Source organism: Achromobacter sp. Root565, from assembly GCF_001427425.1.
GTDB lineage: Bacteria > Pseudomonadota > Gammaproteobacteria > Burkholderiales > Burkholderiaceae_B > Achromobacter > Achromobacter spanius_D.
In genome coordinates this window covers 1,521,960-1,537,238 of sequence record NZ_LMGO01000001.1, presented here as the reverse complement: position 1 = coordinate 1,537,238, position 15,279 = coordinate 1,521,960, and the positions used below count along the sequence as shown (strand labels likewise).

Genomic DNA, 15,279 nt, shown 5'->3' with positions numbered 1-15,279 from the left:
GGCGGAATTCTAGCAATAATAGTTCTCAATTGTCTTCGTTACCCCAGATTACCGGCGCGGTCGCGCGCGATTCGGCGTGGGGCGGGCCCATCCGCCTGAAACCTGCCCGCGCTCCGGTCGGGCGGCGCAAGGTCCGCCGGCGTCAATCCCTTGGCGCCAGATCGGCGGCCCGGTGTTTAAAATGCCGGTTTGGCGACGGAATCGGCCGTCGTCCGGAAGCCCCGCATGCACGCCCGATCCTCCTGTCCGTCCTTACGCCCAGCCTGTGCCGCCGCCATCGCGCGGCTGTTGCTGCTGCTTCTGCTGGCGGCTCGGGCGTTCGTGCCGGTCGGATACATGCCCGATGTGCAGGCGCTGAAGCAGGGGCGATTGGCCTTGGGCTTCTGTGCCGCGGGCGGCGGGATGTTTCCTGGCATGCCGGGTCTGGCCGATCCGCACACCGCCCACGCCGATGCCGCCCATGACCATCATGGGCACCACGATTCTTCCAAGCATGTTGGCGCCGGCCAGGAGTGCCCATTCGGACTGAGCGCGCATCAGGCGCTGCTCGTACCGCCCGCCGTCACGCTGGTGCCCGCGCTGCTGGGCTGGTGGGTGCAGACGCCTCGGTTGACCGCCAGTCCGCGGCCGCCGATGCCGGCCGCCGGCCCGCCACTGGGACAGCGCGCCCCGCCTCGAATCACCGGATGACATCCGTCGCCGTGCGCCCCGCGCGCACGATTGCCGCCTGCTGCAGGCGGCGTCCGTTGTTTTCGAGATCATCATGTCCACTGACACCCTGGTTAGCCCCGCCGCGTCCGCGCGGCCCCGGGCGGCAAGCGGCAGCGCGTTCCTCGCGCTGATCACCCGGCTGCATTTCTATATAGGCCTGTTCGTCGGCCCCTTCATCCTCGTCGCGGCGGTGACCGGCACGTTGTTCGTGCTGACGCCGCAGCTGGAGAACCTGATCTACGCCGACCAGTTGCGCACCACCTCCACCGGCGCGGCGCAGCCGTTGGCGGCGCAGGTCGAGGCCGCGCAAAACCAGATCGGACCGGGCCCGCGCCTGTTCGCGGTCCGACCCGCGCCCGGCCCGGGCGAAACCACCCGCGTCATGTTCACGCAGCCGGGCATGGGAGACTCCGAAGCCCGTGCGCTGTTTGTGGACCCCGTCACGCTGAAGATCCAGGGCGACATGGTCGTCTATGGCACCAGCGGCACGCTGCCTTTCCGGACCAAGCTGGACTACCTGCACCGCAACCTGATGCTGGGCGACCTGGGGCGCAACTACAGCGAATTGGCGGCGTCATGGCTGTGGATCGCGACGCTGGGCGGGCTGGTGCTGTGGTTTGCCCGGCGCGCGCGCGACAAGGCTGTGGAATCACGCAGCCCGCGCCTGCGCGCGCGGCGCTGGCATGGACTGCTGGGGTTGTGGATTGGCATCGGTCTGGTGTTTTTTTCGGCCACCGGGTTGACGTGGTCCAACTGGGCCGGTGCGCGCGTGGACCAATTGCGCGCGCAGTTGGGATGGATCACGCCGGCGGTATCCCTGACACTGCCCGGCGCCGGGATGACCGCCATGCCGGCGGGCGGCGAGCACGCCCATCACCATGGCGGCCACGACCATGCCGCCATGGCGCCGGCGCCGGACAATGTGGCATCGGGCTTTGACCGGGTACTGCAAGCCGCGCGCCAAGGCGGCATCGACAGCAGCCAGCTCGAAATCCGCCCGCCGCGCGGCGCGGGCCAGGCCTGGCTGGTGCGCGAGGTGGACCGTTCCTGGCCTACCCAGGTCGACACCATTGCCGTGGACCCGGCAACGTATGCCATCACCAGCCGTGCGGACTTCGACACCTTCCCGCTCATCGCCAAGCTGATCCGCTGGGGCGTGGACATGCACATGGGCATTCTGTTCGGCTGGCCCAATCAGCTCTTGATGGCGGCCATCGGCATCGCGCTGACGGCGATGATCGTACTGGGCTACCGGATGTGGTGGCTGCGCCGGCCGGCTGCGGGCGCGGCAGGGCAGACGCTGACCCATGCCTGGCGCGAGCTGTCCTGGCCCGGACGGATCGGCGTGGCCGCAGTCGCGCTGGCGCTGGGCTGGAGCCTGCCGGTGATGGGCGTGAGCCTGGCCGTATTCCTCGTGATTGACGTGGTGCGCTGGGCGGCCGCCCGCCGGGCTTGATATGCGTCAACGGGCGGTGCGGATGGGCGTTGCCGGCCCGAGCTTGCGGCCGGATCCGCGCTACCATCTGCGGCGTCAAGGGGATTTGATGTACAGAAGCGCCACTACGGTCAGACGATGGGTTTCGCTGTTTGCGGCGGCCCTGTTCGTCTTTCAGGCGTTGATTGCCTCCGCGGCGCTTGCCGCGCCCGGTCCCGGCGGAATATCCGGTGCCGCCGGCGCCACCACCATCATCTGCACGGCCGGCGGGCCGCGCGTTGTCACCATCGGCATCGAAGGCGCCGCACAGGGCGTGGAGCAGCACAGCGGCGCCATGCCGCATTGCTGCGTCGCCGGCTGCGCCATGCTGGGCGGCGCGACGCTGCCCGGACTGTGGCTGCTTGCCTGGTTCCTGCCCACTCTGGCGCAGCCCGTTACGGCGCCCGCCGCCGACGTTCCTCACTTCTCCAGCGCGCACGCCCGCCTGCAGCAGCAGCCGCGCGCGCCGCCATCCGCCGCCTGACGGCATTTCTCTCAGCATCACCGGTTTGCATCGCGGCGCCCACGGTTGACGGGCGCGCCGCCGCCGGTTAACGCCTGTCCGCCTCGTCGTTCGTGGCTCGGACCCATTCCTGGGTTCGGGTGCCGCGGCGCGTGTATGCACGGCCCCCGACACACACTCCAAGTTGGTCCAGATTCCCTATGTGCAAGCAACAGCAATTCCTTCGCATGACCTGCCTGGCCGGCGCCATGGCCGCCAGCTTTTCCGCCGGGGCGCAGCCCGTCCAGGAAGGCGTGGCCACGCTCGATCCGGTGGTCATCATGGGCGTGGCGCCCAGCGCGCCGCTGACTTTCACCACCGATCCGAAGCTGCCGCGCCAGCCGCTGCCAGCCAGCGACGGCACCGACTATCTCAAGACCATTCCCGGGTTTTCGGCCATCCGCAACGGCGGCACCAATGGCGACCCGGTGCTGCGCGGCATGTTCGGTTCGCGCTTGAACATCCTGACCAACGGCACCTCCATGCCCGGCGCCTGCCCGTCACGGATGGACGCGCCCAGCTCCTATATTTCGCCCGAGAATTTCGACCAGCTCACTGTCATCAAGGGACCGCAGACCGTGCTGTGGGGGCCGGGCGCTTCGGCTGGCACCGTCCGCTTCGACCGCGACACGCCTCAGTTCGACGAGCCGGGTGTGCGCTTTGATGGCAGCTTGACGGGCGGCTCGTTCGGCCGCAACGACCAGACGGCGGACCTGACCATCGGCAACGAAAAGGTCTACACCCGGATCACCTCCAACCACTCGCATTCGCAGGACTACAAGGACGGCGACGGCAACACCGTGCCGTCGCGCTGGGACAAATGGAATGCGGATCTCACGCTGGGCTTCACGCCGGATGCGGACACGCTGTATGAACTGACCGCCGGGACGGGGGACGGCGAGGCCCGTTATGCGGGCCGCGGCATGGACGGCTCGCAGTTCAAGCGGGAAAGTTTTGGACTGCGTTTTGAAAAGCGTAACCTCGGGTCCGTGCTGAATCAGGTCGAGGCGCAGCTCTATTACAACTACGCCGACCACGTCATGGACAACTACACGCTGCGCGCGCCGGACCCGTCCAGCGCCATGGCGATGGCCATGGCCTCGGATGTGGACCGCGCGACCTGGGGCGGACGCGTTGCCACCACCTGGACCCTGTCGCAGGACACCAGCCTGGAGGCGGGGATGGACTTCCAGCAGAGCCGCCACCGCGCCCGCAGCGGCACGGACACCGTGTCTTACAGCAGCCAGCCGTGGGTCAAGGATGCAGATTTTTCCAACACGGGCGTCTTTGGCGAACTGACCTGGCGCGCCGCGCCCGGCAGCCGCGTCATCGGCGGCGCCCGCGTCGATTGGGCGTCCGCCAAGGATTTCCGGCAGACCACCAGCGACATGATGATGGCCATGCCCAATCCCACGGCGGGCGAGCGCCGCAACGATACGCTGCCCAGCGGCTTCCTGCGCTATGAGAAAGACCTGGATTCGCTGCCCGCCACGCTCTACATCGGGCTGGGCCACGTCGAGCGGTTCCCGGACTACTGGGAGCTGTTCTCACCAAAGCGCGGGCCGGCCGGATCGGTCAACGCCTTTCAGGGCGTCAAGCCCGAAAAGACCACCCAGCTTGATTTCGGCGCCCAGTACAAAACCGAAACGCTGGACGCCTGGTTCTCCGGGTACGCGGGCTACGTGAACGACTTCATTCTTTTCAATTACACGTCCGGCGGAATGATGGGAGCCACCTCGCAGGCCACGAACGTGGATGCCCGGATCTTTGGCGGGGAGTTCGGCGCGTCCTATGCCGTGTCGCCGAGCTGGAAGCTTGGCGCCACGTTGGCCTACGCCTGGGGCCAGAACCGAAGCGACGGCCGCGCGCTGCCTCAGATTCCTCCGCTGGAGGCCAAGCTCACCGCCGCCTATGACGACGGCACCTGGTCGGCGGGCGCCTTGTGGCGCATCGTGGCGCCGCAAAAGCGCTATGCGCTCAACGAAGGCAATGTCGTGGGCAAGGATTTCGGCCCCAGCGCCGGTTTTGGCGTCTTTTCCCTAAACACGGGCTATGTCGTGAACAAGCAGGTGCGGCTGTCGCTCGGGGTGGACAACCTGTTCGACAAGACCTACAGCGAACACCTGAATCTGGCGGGAAATGCCGGTTTTGGCTATTCGGCGGGGACGGCGGTTAACGAACCCGGGCGTAGCGTCTGGGCCCGGGTCAGCGTCCGATACTGACCGAAACGGGGTTGGGCACGCTACTTGCTGAAGGTGGGTCGAGGGTCATTCCTTGTCTTATGGAGAAGCATCATGGAAGTTTTCAACTACACGCCCACCTTGTCCACTCCCCAGCCCATGACCAACGGCGAACGTTGCGCGCTGCGTACGCTTGCTGCGGCGCAGCAGCTTTTGCATCCGGAGCGTCCGCCGGCCGTCCTGATGTCGTCCGTCGAGGCCGAACTGGCCAAATATGTAAAAGATACCTACCGGCCGCACACGGGGTGGTAAGAGGCGAGGACGGGCGCCGCGGAATGACGGCGCCCGTTACTCGATCGGCGCGCGCATCACCAGCGCCGAAATGGTGTGATTTTTCCAGAACATCTGATGGATCCGGGGCAGCAAGGCTCGCAGCTCCGGTTCCGTCACGCCGTTGAATGTGACCAGCACCGCCGGACGATCGCCTTCGCTGGGCACGCGCTTCACGCCGTCCGGGGCGGGAAATCCGTACTTGACCAGGAAAGCCTGGATGTCTTCGTCGCTGGTGGAGTCTTCGACCTGGTTGATGAGCAGCGCTGCCATGACAGAACCTCCGGAAGTCAGAACTTTTCGGGCACATACCGGAACGGATGCTCCGGCTGCGTGTAACCCTTGGCCTTCTGCCGCTTGGGCAACGTGATCTTTTCCTTGGGGCCGGCGGTGTAGGGAATGTGTTCGAGCAGGTGGGTGATGATGTTCAGCCGGATTCGCTTCTTGTCGTCGGAACGCCCCACGTACCAGGGTGAGATGGCGGTATCCGACGCTTTGAACATCTCATCGCGCGCACGCGAATAGTCGTACCAGCGGCTGTACGAATCCAGATCCATCTTGGTCAGCTTCCAGGTCTTGCGCCCATCATTGATGCGCGACTGCAGTCGGCGCGTCTGCTCCGCTTCGGTGACTTCCAGCCAATATTTGAAGAGCAGGATGCCGGAGTCGATCATCACGCGTTCGACCAGCGGCACGGCTTTCAAAAAGGCATCGACCTGCGGCTGGCTGCAAAAACCCATGACCCGCTCAACGCCCGCCCGGTTGTACCAGCTACGGTCGAAGATCACGACTTCACCCGCAGCCGGCAGATGCGGCAGGTAACGCTGCATGTACATCTGGGATTTTTCGCGCTCCGTGGGGGCGGGCAGCGCCACGACGCGAAAGACGCGCGGGCTGACGCGCTCGGTCAGGGCCTTGATGGTGCCGCCCTTGCCGGCGCCGTCACGCCCCTCGAACACAATGCAGACCTTGGCGCCCGTAGCGACGACCCATTGCTGCAACTTGACCAGTTCGACATGCAGCTGCGCCAGTTCGCTTTCGTACTGCTTCTTGGATAGCTTGGCCGTCCCAGTTGCCTCGGGGATATCTTTCTGCTTTTTCTTGTCGCCCATCGTCGCGCTCCGGAGGTCTTCCTGCCACGAATGAACGGCGCACGAGGGCGCCGCCTGTGATCTGAATATATTGCCGATCCACGGCGGTTTGGGACCGCGTTACCAATGGAATTATGGTGCCGCAGTCCGCGACGTCATGGGGAGGGCGGTGCCGGGTGCGCCTGGCGGGAACGCTATTTGCTGTCCGGGTCCTCGGCCACGTTTCCGATGGCCGCCGTCAATCCAAGGTGACGAAAATGGAACCAAGATATTCCGTTGAGCAGCCAGCTTCCCAGGACAACGCCGTGGAAGCGACTTCGACGCCGGACGATCTGCCGGTGCGGCCGGCGGGCGGATCAGAGGACACGGGCGGCGCGCCGCCGGTCAAGCCGTCGGACGCCAGCGATAACGCCCAGGGCAACGAAGTCAGCAGCGAAGACCTGGAGCCGTCCGACGCCTCCGAGTCCAATCCCGATCCCGCCGAGTCGCAGCGCACGTCCTGACCACCAACAGACCCCTGAGGAGATCCGATCATGATCGTTAAGACCGCAATGTTGGGCGTGGCCGTCTTGCTGGGCACCGCTGGCGCCGTATCCACCGGCTGGGCGCAGGGCACGCCGCAGTCGGTGACCGAGGTCCGTGTCGATGTCGCCAAGGTCGAGGCCGGCTACCGCGCCTCGAAGATCATCGGAGCGACCGTCTACAACGGCAAGAAGGAAAAGATCGGCACGGTGGATGACCTGATCATCGGCCCGCCCGATTGGGCGCCGTATGCGGTGTTGTCGGTCGGCGGGCTGCTGGGGGTTGGCAACCATCTGGTGACGGTCCCGCTGTCGAAGATGCAGATTGCCGGCGATCAGTTCCAGCTACCCGACGCGACCAAGGACACGCTCAAGGCGCTGCCCGAATTCAAGTACGCCAAGTAAGGCGGTGCGGGGCAGCCCGCCCCGCACCGCGTGTCCTCATCCACGCCCGCAGGAGGCCGCATGCAGATCGAACCCGTCGCCGAACCCCGCCGTCGCGAGCCGCGCTCGCGGTCATTGGTTGCGCAGATCAAGGACATTGACGCCCGCAGGCCGGATTTTCCCGGCGAACACCTGATCGTGTTTGGCGTGGGCGTGCTGCTCATGCTGTCGGGCATGCGCAGCCGCACCGTGTTGCGGCGCACCCTCATTACCGCCGCTGGGACCGCGTTGATCGGCCGCGCGGCAAGCGGAACCGGCGGCATTGCCCGCGTCGCCCGGATCGTCAAACGCCTGGGCTGATCACGCGCAGGAGGCCGTCATGGCAGCAAGAACCATATGGAAAGGGGCGATTTCCTTCGGGCTGGTCCACATTCCGGTGGGCCTGCACACGGCCACGACCGAATCCGGCGTCGACTTCGACTGGCTGGACAAACGCTCGATGGACCCGGTGGGCTACAAGCGCATCAACAAGCGCACAGGCAAGGAAATCGACAAGGACAACATCGTGAAGGGCGTGGCGTATGAGGACGGCAAGTACGTCATCGTGTCGCCCGAGGAGATATCCGAGGCTTATCCCCGGACGACTCAGACCATCGAGATCCAGCAGTTCGTGGACGCCGGGGCCGTGCCGTTCGTCTATCTGGAGCGTCCTTACTACGTCGCGCCCATCAACAAGGGGCACAAGGTGTATGCCTTGCTGCGCGACACGCTGGCCAAGACCGGAAAGATCGGCATTGCCAAGGTCGTGATCCAGACCAAGCAGCATCTGGCCGCGCTGATTCCGTCGGGCGATGCGCTGGTGCTGAATCTGATGCGCTGGGGCGACGAGGTCAAGTCGGTGGAAGGACTGGATCTGCCCAAGGCTGGCGCCAAGAACATGACGCCCAACGCCAGCGAGATGAAGATGGCGAAGATGCTTGTCGATGACATGTCCGGCGAATGGGATCCCGAACAGTATAAGGACGAATTCAAGGCCGCCGTGATGGAGCTGGTGGAGCAGAAGGCGAACGCTGGCGAGACCGAGACGGTCATCGAGCCGCAGGAATCGTCGCCCGCCTATGCGGACAACGTCATTGACCTGACCGAACTGCTGCAACGCAGCCTGAAGGGGGGCAAGGGCGCGTCCAAGGCGTCCGCGAAGTCAGACGAAGGCGATGAGAAGAAGGCGGCCAGAGCGCCGGCCAATAAGACGGCTGCCAAGTCCGCCAAGAGCGCAAGCAAGGCGACGGGCAAAACCGCCAGCAAGGCGACGACCAAGACGGCGACCAAGGCGGCCAGCAAGACGGGGAGCAAGACGGCGAGCAAAACGGCGAGCAAAGCGCGCAAGGCGGCCTGAACATGGCTGACTCCCTGAAGAAGTACCGCGAAAAGCGCAACTTCGAGGTCACGTCGGAGCCCGCCGAGGGAGGCGAGGCAAACGAGGACGCGCGCGCCTTCGTCATCCAGAAGCACTGGGCAAGCCGGCTGCATTACGACTTCCGCCTGGAACTGGACGGGGCCATGAAGAGTTGGGCGGTACCCAAGGGACCTTGCTACGACCCGGCCGTCAAGCGCATGGCGGTCCAGGTCGAGGACCACCCGATCGCCTACAACCAGTTCGAGGGGCAGATCCCCGAGGGCCAGTACGGCGCGGGCAAGGTCATCATCTGGGACGAAGGCACGTGGATGCCGGTGGGTGATCCGCGCAAAGGCTACCGGGACGGCCATCTGAAGTTCGACCTGCAGGGCGCGAAGATGCAGGGCCGTTGGGCGCTGATCCGCCTGAAGGGCAAGGAGTCCGAAAAGCAGCCGCCCTGGCTGCTCATCAAGGACCGCGACGATTTCTCACGGCCAGAGCGGGATTTCAGCGTGGTGGATGAAATGCCGGACAGCGTGGTGCCGCTGCGCAAAATGGGGAAGGGCGCGGGTCCGAAAGACAAGGCCACGTCCAGATCCAACGCCCAACCCGCCTTGCCAGGCATAGCCGCCGACTTGCCCGCGCAACTCAAGCCCCAGCTTGCGACGCTGGTGGACGGCGTGCCGCAGCATGCCCCGGACTGGCTGTACGAGATGAAGTTCGACGGCTACCGGCTGGTCGCCCGGATCGAAGGCGAGGATGTCCGTCTGTTCACCCGCAACGGCCACGACTGGAGCGCCAAACTGCCGCATCTGGTCGAGGCCTTGCGCGCGTTGCCCGCCAAATGGGCGTGGGTCGACGGGGAGATCGTGATGCTGGACCGCGAAGGCATTCCGAACTTTCAGTCGCTGCAAAATGCCTTCGACAACGACCGGACGCAGGACATCGTGTTCTACGCCTTCGACCTGCCGTTCATCGGGCTGCGCGACTTGCGCCAGGAACCGCTGGGCGTGCGCCGGGCGCTGCTGCAGCAACTGATGGACACGGCTGAAGACGATCATCTGCGATTCAGCGAAGCCTTTGAGGCCGCGCCGTCGGATCTGGTGGCAACCGCGTGCAGGATGGGGCTGGAGGGCATCATGGCCAAGCGCCTGTCCTCGCCTTATGTCTCGCGCCGCAGCGACACCTGGGTCAAGGTCAAGTGCGCCCGGCGCCAGGAATTCGCCATCGTCGGGTATACGGCGCCCAAGGGCAGCCGCGCCGGGCTGGGGGCGCTGCTGCTTGCGGTCACTGAGCAGGATGGCAGCCTGCGCTATGCCGGCAAGGTCGGCACGGGCTTTGACGACGCGAGTCTCGTGTCCCTGCAGAAGCGCCTGGCGGCTATGGAAACAGACAAGAAACCGGTCGCGAATGCGCCGGCGGCCGGAGGCGTGCGCTGGGTCAAACCGGAATTGATCGCCGAAGTGTCGTTTGGCGAATGGACGAGCGGCGGCCACATCCGTCATTCCGTGTTCCGGGGCTTGCGGCAGGATAAGCCAGTGAAGGCGATTTCCAGGGAGAAGGCGGTGCCGGTCAAGGACATCGACAGTGAAACGCCCGCCAGCAAAACCAGCCGCAGCAAGGGCGGCAAGCTCACCAATCCGGACCGGGTCATCGACCCGTCCACCAAGCTCACCAAACTGGATCTCGCTCGCTACTACGGCCTGATCGCGCCGCTGATGCTGGCGCATCTGAAGGGGCGGCCGGTGTCATTCCTGCGCGCGCCCGCCGGCATTCAGGGCGAATTCTTCTTCCAGAAGCACCTTGAAGCCGCCATGCCCGGCGTGAAATCCTTGCCCGCCAAGCTCGATCCGGATCATCCGCCGCTGCTTGAAGTCCCGACGGCAGAGGCCATCATGTCTGCCGTGCAGATGAACGTGGTCGAGTTCCACACCTGGAACGCCGTCAAAACATCCATCGGCAAACCGGATCGCTTGATGCTCGATCTGGACCCGGGCGAGGGCGTGCAATGGCCAACCATGCAGCAGGCGGCCAACCTGGTGCGCGTGCTGCTGCAGGAGATCGGCCTGCAGGCCTGGTTGAAGACCAGCGGCGGCAAGGGGCTGCACGTTGTCGTGCCGCTGCGAAAGCAGTACGACTGGGACACGGTGAAGCGGTTTTCCCAGACGGTGGTCCAGCACCTGGCCCGCACGCTGCCGCAACTGTTCGTGGCCAAGAGCGGCCCGAAGAACCGCGTCGGAAAAATCTTCGCCGATTACCTGCGCAACGGTTTCGGCGCGACAACGGTATGCGCGTGGTCTGCCCGCGCCCGGCCGGGTCTGGGCATTTCGGTGCCGGTCACGTGGGACGAGCTGGACAAGCTCACCAGCGGGGCGCACTGGACGATTCAGGATGTCCACTCCCGGCTGGACGTGGGCAACACGCCTTGGGACGACTACGCGCCGCAATCGCTGACGGCCGCCATGTCTGCGATGGAGTTCAAGCCATGATGAGCACGCGTCCGCACCTGCGCCCCCCGGCTGTCGGGAATTGCAAATCGTTGCATCCGGCCCCCGGGGCATTGGCACAATGCTCGGAGCAGGATTTTCCTTGTGCAGCATGGATCTTCGAAGGAGGCTCCTTATGCCACCCCGCGTCGCCGCCTCAAGCGTCAAGGACCATCCGGATGGGTATGGAATCGTCAGCCGCGTCCTGCATTGGCTCATGGCCGTGCTGCTGGCATGGCAGTTCACCAGCGCGGCGTCGCGGCAATTCCTGCCGGACACGCCGATCGAGGATTTCTTCTGGGCCTCGCATACGTCGCTGGGCCTGTTGCTGCTGATCCTGGTGCTCGTGCGCGGCGCGTGGGCCATTGCCAACTGGGGAAAGCGGCCCGACAGCGGTTTGCTGGCGGGCTTTGGGCATCTTGTCCTGTATTTGCTGATGATCGCCATTCCCACGCTGGCGCTATTGCGGGCCTATGGGCGGGGCAGGGGATATTCCGCCTTCGGCATCCAGATTTTCAGCCCCCGCGATCAGGAGATCGAAGACCTGGTCGAACTTGGCAACGCCTGGCACGGATTGCTGGGCTGGACGCTGCTGGCGCTGGCCGTGGGTCATATCACCATGGCCTTCCTGCACCGCAGGGCGGACGGGCGGCGCGTATTGACCCACATGACCAAGGGCTGACGGCCGGCGGGGCGTCTGCCACGGGAGGGAACCATGCAGCGCGATGAGCTTTTGGCATTGATGATCTCGGTTTCCGCACCCGCTCCCCGGCTGGACGAGTGGGATCGCGTGCTTTCCCTCTATGCGGGATACCTGGAAGGCGTCGCGCCCAAGCTGACCGAAAAGGAATTGGGCAACTTCATCGGCGCGGGCGCCATGTTCTACCGCACGCTGTGCCAGGCGGATTCCTATCGGCAGGAATCCGTTTGGGGGCGCCGCAAGAAGGAAGGTTAGTCCCCGCATGCAAACGTTTACATGGGCATGGGGCTTGCTGGCCTGCCGGCACGAAACCATTGATTCGTGCCAGGAAATGGCCAGCGAGAAGGACAGCACATGCTACGCAGACGGGTAAGACAGCCAATCCGCCGCCTCCCCATCACCCCCGCAGCGACCTTGGCCCGCGACCCGCCGCTGGCGGACGACGAACCGGATGCACACCGGCCCGCCATCTGGGCAATCGGCGACGTACATGGCTGCTGCCAGTCGTTGGACGCCTTGCTGGCCAGCCCGGAGATCGCGGGCGACCCGGCCTGCAGGTTCTGGTTCGTCGGCGATCTCGTCAACCGGGGCCCCTCGAACGCGGAGACCCTGCGCCGGGTCATGTCCCTGGGCGACCGTGCCACGGTAGTGCTGGGCAACCACGATCTGCGCGCTCTGGGCGTCGCCGCGGGCTGTCTCCGGCCGGACGCCCGCGACACCCTCGGCGATCTATTCGATGCGCCTGATGCCGAGCTGCTGTTGGATTGGCTACGCGCACAACCCCTCGTCCACGTGCAGGACCGTCACGTCCTCGTGCATGCGGGCCTGTATCCCGGATGGGATGAGCGCCAAGGCATGGCGCATGCCGGGGAGGTCGAGTCCATGCTTCGGGACAGCGATTGGCGCCGCCACATGCGAACGCTCTCGGGCGCCGCGCCGCTCGCCTGGAGCGCCAAGCTGGACACGCAGCAACGCCTGCGCTTCATCGTCAGCGCGTTCACCCGCATGCGGCTGTGCACCCGCAACGCGGCGCTGGCGCCCGGCGCCAAGTCCACGCCGGGGCGCTGGCCCCGCGAAACCCTGCCTTGGTACGACCTGCCGCGGCAGTCGGGCGCCGACAGGACCATCGTGTTCGGCCACTGGGCGACGCTGGGCTTGCTCGTACGCTCGGACGCCGTGTGCCTGGACACGGGCTGCGTGACGGGCGGCCCGCTCACAGCTTATCGGCTGTCCGACCGCAAGCTGGTACAGGTGACGCGCGAGGCGCTCGCCCAGGTCGCCTGACCGGGGCCGGTCACGCGAACAGGCGGTACGCCACGCCCAGGCTGAAAAGCAGGGCGGTGCCGATGGCGTAGAAAGCCAGCGACAGCCAGGCACTCAGCGGCACGCGTACCGGCGCGTCGGTCTCGGCGTGGCGCCCGGCCGATTGCGGGTCAGGCAGGATTTCTTCGTTGGCGGCTTTGGGGCTGAGGCGCTGGCTGGCCACGGCGTCCGCGCCGCGAGCGATGGGCGGGATACCCAGGGAGATGAGGGGGCGGCCGGCGGGAGTCGGCGTCAGAACGGGTTCCGGTGAGCTCATGGAAAGCCTCCGCAGTTGGGGGTGGGTGACGAAAGGCGAAACGCCTACAGCAAGCAGCGTGCCCAACCCTTGCCCGTCAGCCGGACGGTCCGCGCATGGCCCACTTCCCGTCTCCTGCCCAAACACTTACGATACGGCAGGCGCCGGGCGTTTCTCGCCGCGCTTGCCCGAATCGACTGACACGTGACGGCCGCATTTCAACCACGGAGCATTCATGAACGGTTACCCAGATACTCTTCTCCTGATCGACAACGAATGGCGCGAGGCCCGCGGCGGCGCGCGCATCGACGTCGTGAACCCCGCCACCGGCCAGAAGATCGGCCAAGTGGCCAGCGCCTCCCGCGAGGACCTGGACGCCGCTTTGGCGGCAGCGCAACGCGGCTTCGAGACGTGGCGCGACACCTCTGCCCACGAGCGCTGCGCCGTCATGCGCAAGGCTGCCGTCCTGCTGCGCGAGCGCGCGGACGACGTGGCGCGCCTGCTGACGCAGGAGCAGGGCAAGCCGCTCGCCGAAGCGCGCGGCGAAGTGCTGGCCGGTGCGGACATCATCGACTGGTTCGCCAACGAGGCGCTGCGCGTCTACGGCCGCATCGTGCCGTCGCGCAATCCGGCGGCCCAGCAATTGGTCATCAAGGAACCGGTTGGTCCCGTCGCCGCGTTCACGCCTTGGAACTTCCCGGTCAACCAGATCGTGCGCAAACTGGGCGCGGCACTGGCCACGGGCTGCTCCTTCCTGGTGAAGGCGCCGGAAGAAACCCCGGCCTCGCCGGCCGCGTTGCTCAACTGCTTTGTCGACGCGGGTATTCCGAAGGGCGTTCTGGGCCTGGTGTTTGGCTCGCCGGCCGAGATTTCCAGCTACCTGATCCCGCACCCGATCATCCGCAAGGTCACCTTCACCGGTTCCACGCCGGTCGGCAAGGAACTGGCTGCTTTGGCCGGCCGCCACATGAAACGCGTCACGATGGAACTGGGCGGTCACGCCCCGGTGATCGTGGCCGAGGACGCCGACGTCGAACTGGCCGTCAAGGCCTCGGGCGGCGCGAAGTTCCGCAATGCCGGGCAGGTCTGCATCTCGCCGACCCGCTTCCTGGTGCACAAGAACGTCAAGGCCGCCTTCGAGCAGGCCTTCGTGGCCCATGCCGAAAAGCTGAAGCTGGGCGACGGCCTGACCGAAGGCACCACGCTTGGCCCGCTGGCCAACGACCGCCGCCTGGCCGCCATGGATAAGATCGTCAAGAACGCGGGCGAGAAGGGCGCCCGGGTTGCAACCGGTGGTCAACGCGTGGGCGGCGCGGGCAATTTCTTCGCGCCGACGATCCTGACCGACGTGCCGCTCGACGCCGATATTTTCAACGAAGAGCCGTTTGGTCCCATTGCGGCCATCCGCAGCTTCGAAACCCTCGATGAAGCCATCCGCGAAGCCAACCGCCTGCCGTTCGGCCTGGCCGCGTATGGCTTCACCCGGTCGATCAAGACGGTGCACGAGCTCTCGCGCCGCCTTGAAGTCGGCATGCTCTGGGTCAACCAGCCCGCGACGCCTTCGGCTGAACTGCCGTTCGGCGGTGTGAAGGATTCGGGCTATGGCTCCGAGGGCGGTCCCGAGGCGCTCGAGGCGTACCTGGTCACCAAGGCCGTGTCGGTTGTGGGCGTCTAAGCCCGCGTCAGACCCTGCCTGACTAGAAACAGGCCGTATCCGAGTCACATCGGATACGGCCTTTTCGTTTGTGGCCGTGGGTTCAGGTTTTGATGTCGCTTTCCTGCCGGCGCCCATCTTTTGGATGTCTCTCGTCTGGGCGATAGCCGCAGTCGCCTGCGCGCGGCAGAATCGGCGCTGCACACTCCGGCGCGCCGCGTTTTTCCTGCTTTCGATCCTTTCGCCGTTCTCCATTTGACAGGGTCGCTTACGCACCGTTGCCGGTCGCGCC

17 protein-coding genes are annotated in these 15,279 nt (G+C 65.7%); 14 read left to right on the top strand and 3 right to left on the bottom strand.

What is annotated here, in order from left to right; translation table 11 throughout:
• Positions 1–225 precede the first annotated feature (225 nt).
• The 5 genes from ASD71_RS27555 to ASD71_RS06795 all read left to right on the top strand — a co-directional run bounded on the left by ASD71_RS27555 (position 226) and on the right by ASD71_RS06795 (position 5,179).
• On the top strand, positions 226–690 hold the full coding sequence (locus tag ASD71_RS27555; protein ID WP_082578812.1) for a DUF2946 family protein: 465 nt from the start codon (positions 226–228) through the stop codon (positions 688–690).
• A gap of 73 nt (positions 691–763) precedes the next feature.
• On the top strand, positions 764–2,167 hold the full coding sequence (locus ASD71_RS06810; protein WP_056561399.1) for a PepSY domain-containing protein: 1,404 nt from the start codon (positions 764–766) through the stop codon (positions 2,165–2,167).
• Between the two features lie 88 nt (positions 2,168–2,255).
• Positions 2,256–2,669, top strand: coding sequence for a DUF2946 family protein (locus tag ASD71_RS06805; protein ID WP_056566517.1), 414 nt, complete (start codon positions 2,256–2,258; stop codon positions 2,667–2,669).
• A 179-nt stretch (positions 2,670–2,848) separates the two neighbouring features.
• Positions 2,849–4,909 (top strand): TonB-dependent copper receptor, encoded by a 2,061-nt coding sequence (locus ASD71_RS06800; RefSeq protein ID WP_056561398.1) that lies wholly within the window; start codon positions 2,849–2,851, stop codon positions 4,907–4,909.
• Positions 4,910–4,981: 72 nt separating this feature from the next.
• Entirely contained in the window at positions 4,982–5,179 is a 198-nt protein-coding gene (locus tag ASD71_RS06795) for a hypothetical protein (protein ID WP_056561394.1), read from the top strand.
• 36 nt (positions 5,180–5,215) lie between these two features.
• On the opposite strand, the gene ASD71_RS06790 is transcribed toward ASD71_RS06795, so the two are convergent.
• Positions 5,216–5,470 (bottom strand): hypothetical protein, encoded by a 255-nt coding sequence (locus ASD71_RS06790; protein WP_056561393.1) that lies wholly within the window; start codon positions 5,468–5,470, stop codon positions 5,216–5,218.
• Between the two features lie 17 nt (positions 5,471–5,487).
• On the bottom strand, positions 5,488–6,309 hold the full coding sequence (ppk2, locus tag ASD71_RS06785; RefSeq protein ID WP_056561391.1) for a polyphosphate kinase 2: 822 nt from the start codon (positions 6,307–6,309) through the stop codon (positions 5,488–5,490).
• A 284-nt stretch (positions 6,310–6,593) separates the two neighbouring features.
• Here ppk2 and ASD71_RS06780 point away from each other — a divergent pair, with 284 nt between their 5' ends.
• From ASD71_RS06780 to ASD71_RS06745, 8 genes are all read left to right on the top strand, one after another.
• A complete protein-coding gene (locus ASD71_RS06780; RefSeq protein WP_056561389.1) occupies positions 6,594–6,791 on the top strand; it encodes a hypothetical protein in 198 nt (65 codons plus the stop codon).
• Between the two features lie 30 nt (positions 6,792–6,821).
• Positions 6,822–7,214: a PRC-barrel domain-containing protein gene (locus ASD71_RS06775; RefSeq protein ID WP_056561388.1), complete on the top strand. Its 393-nt coding sequence runs from the start codon at positions 6,822–6,824 to the stop codon at positions 7,212–7,214.
• 60 nt (positions 7,215–7,274) lie between these two features.
• Entirely contained in the window at positions 7,275–7,553 is a 279-nt protein-coding gene (locus ASD71_RS06770; RefSeq protein WP_056561386.1) for a hypothetical protein, read from the top strand.
• A gap of 19 nt (positions 7,554–7,572) precedes the next feature.
• The gene (locus ASD71_RS06765; protein WP_056561384.1) at positions 7,573–8,589 is read left to right on the top strand and encodes a Ku protein; all 1,017 of its coding nucleotides are present in this window, start codon (positions 7,573–7,575) and stop codon (positions 8,587–8,589) included.
• Positions 8,590–8,591: 2 nt separating this feature from the next.
• Complete coding sequence (gene ligD / locus ASD71_RS06760) at positions 8,592–11,078, top strand: DNA ligase D (RefSeq protein ID WP_056561382.1); 2,487 nt, start codon at positions 8,592–8,594, stop codon at positions 11,076–11,078.
• 133 nt (positions 11,079–11,211) lie between these two features.
• The gene (locus ASD71_RS06755; protein WP_056561380.1) at positions 11,212–11,757 is read left to right on the top strand and encodes a cytochrome b; all 546 of its coding nucleotides are present in this window, start codon (positions 11,212–11,214) and stop codon (positions 11,755–11,757) included.
• A gap of 33 nt (positions 11,758–11,790) precedes the next feature.
• Positions 11,791–12,030, top strand: coding sequence for a hypothetical protein (locus ASD71_RS06750; protein ID WP_056561378.1), 240 nt, complete (start codon positions 11,791–11,793; stop codon positions 12,028–12,030).
• 99 nt (positions 12,031–12,129) lie between these two features.
• Complete coding sequence (locus ASD71_RS06745; protein WP_082578811.1) at positions 12,130–13,059, top strand: symmetrical bis(5'-nucleosyl)-tetraphosphatase; 930 nt, start codon at positions 12,130–12,132, stop codon at positions 13,057–13,059.
• A 10-nt stretch (positions 13,060–13,069) separates the two neighbouring features.
• Here the strand turns inward: ASD71_RS06745 and ASD71_RS06740 are convergent, their stop codons facing one another.
• Positions 13,070–13,354, bottom strand: a complete 285-nt coding sequence (locus ASD71_RS06740) for a hypothetical protein (protein WP_056561376.1) — start codon at positions 13,352–13,354, stop codon at positions 13,070–13,072.
• A gap of 214 nt (positions 13,355–13,568) precedes the next feature.
• Between ASD71_RS06740 and ASD71_RS06735 the strand changes: the two genes are divergently transcribed.
• Complete coding sequence (locus ASD71_RS06735) at positions 13,569–15,008, top strand: NAD-dependent succinate-semialdehyde dehydrogenase (protein ID WP_056561374.1); 1,440 nt, start codon at positions 13,569–13,571, stop codon at positions 15,006–15,008.
• Positions 15,009–15,279: the final 271 nt, after the last annotated feature.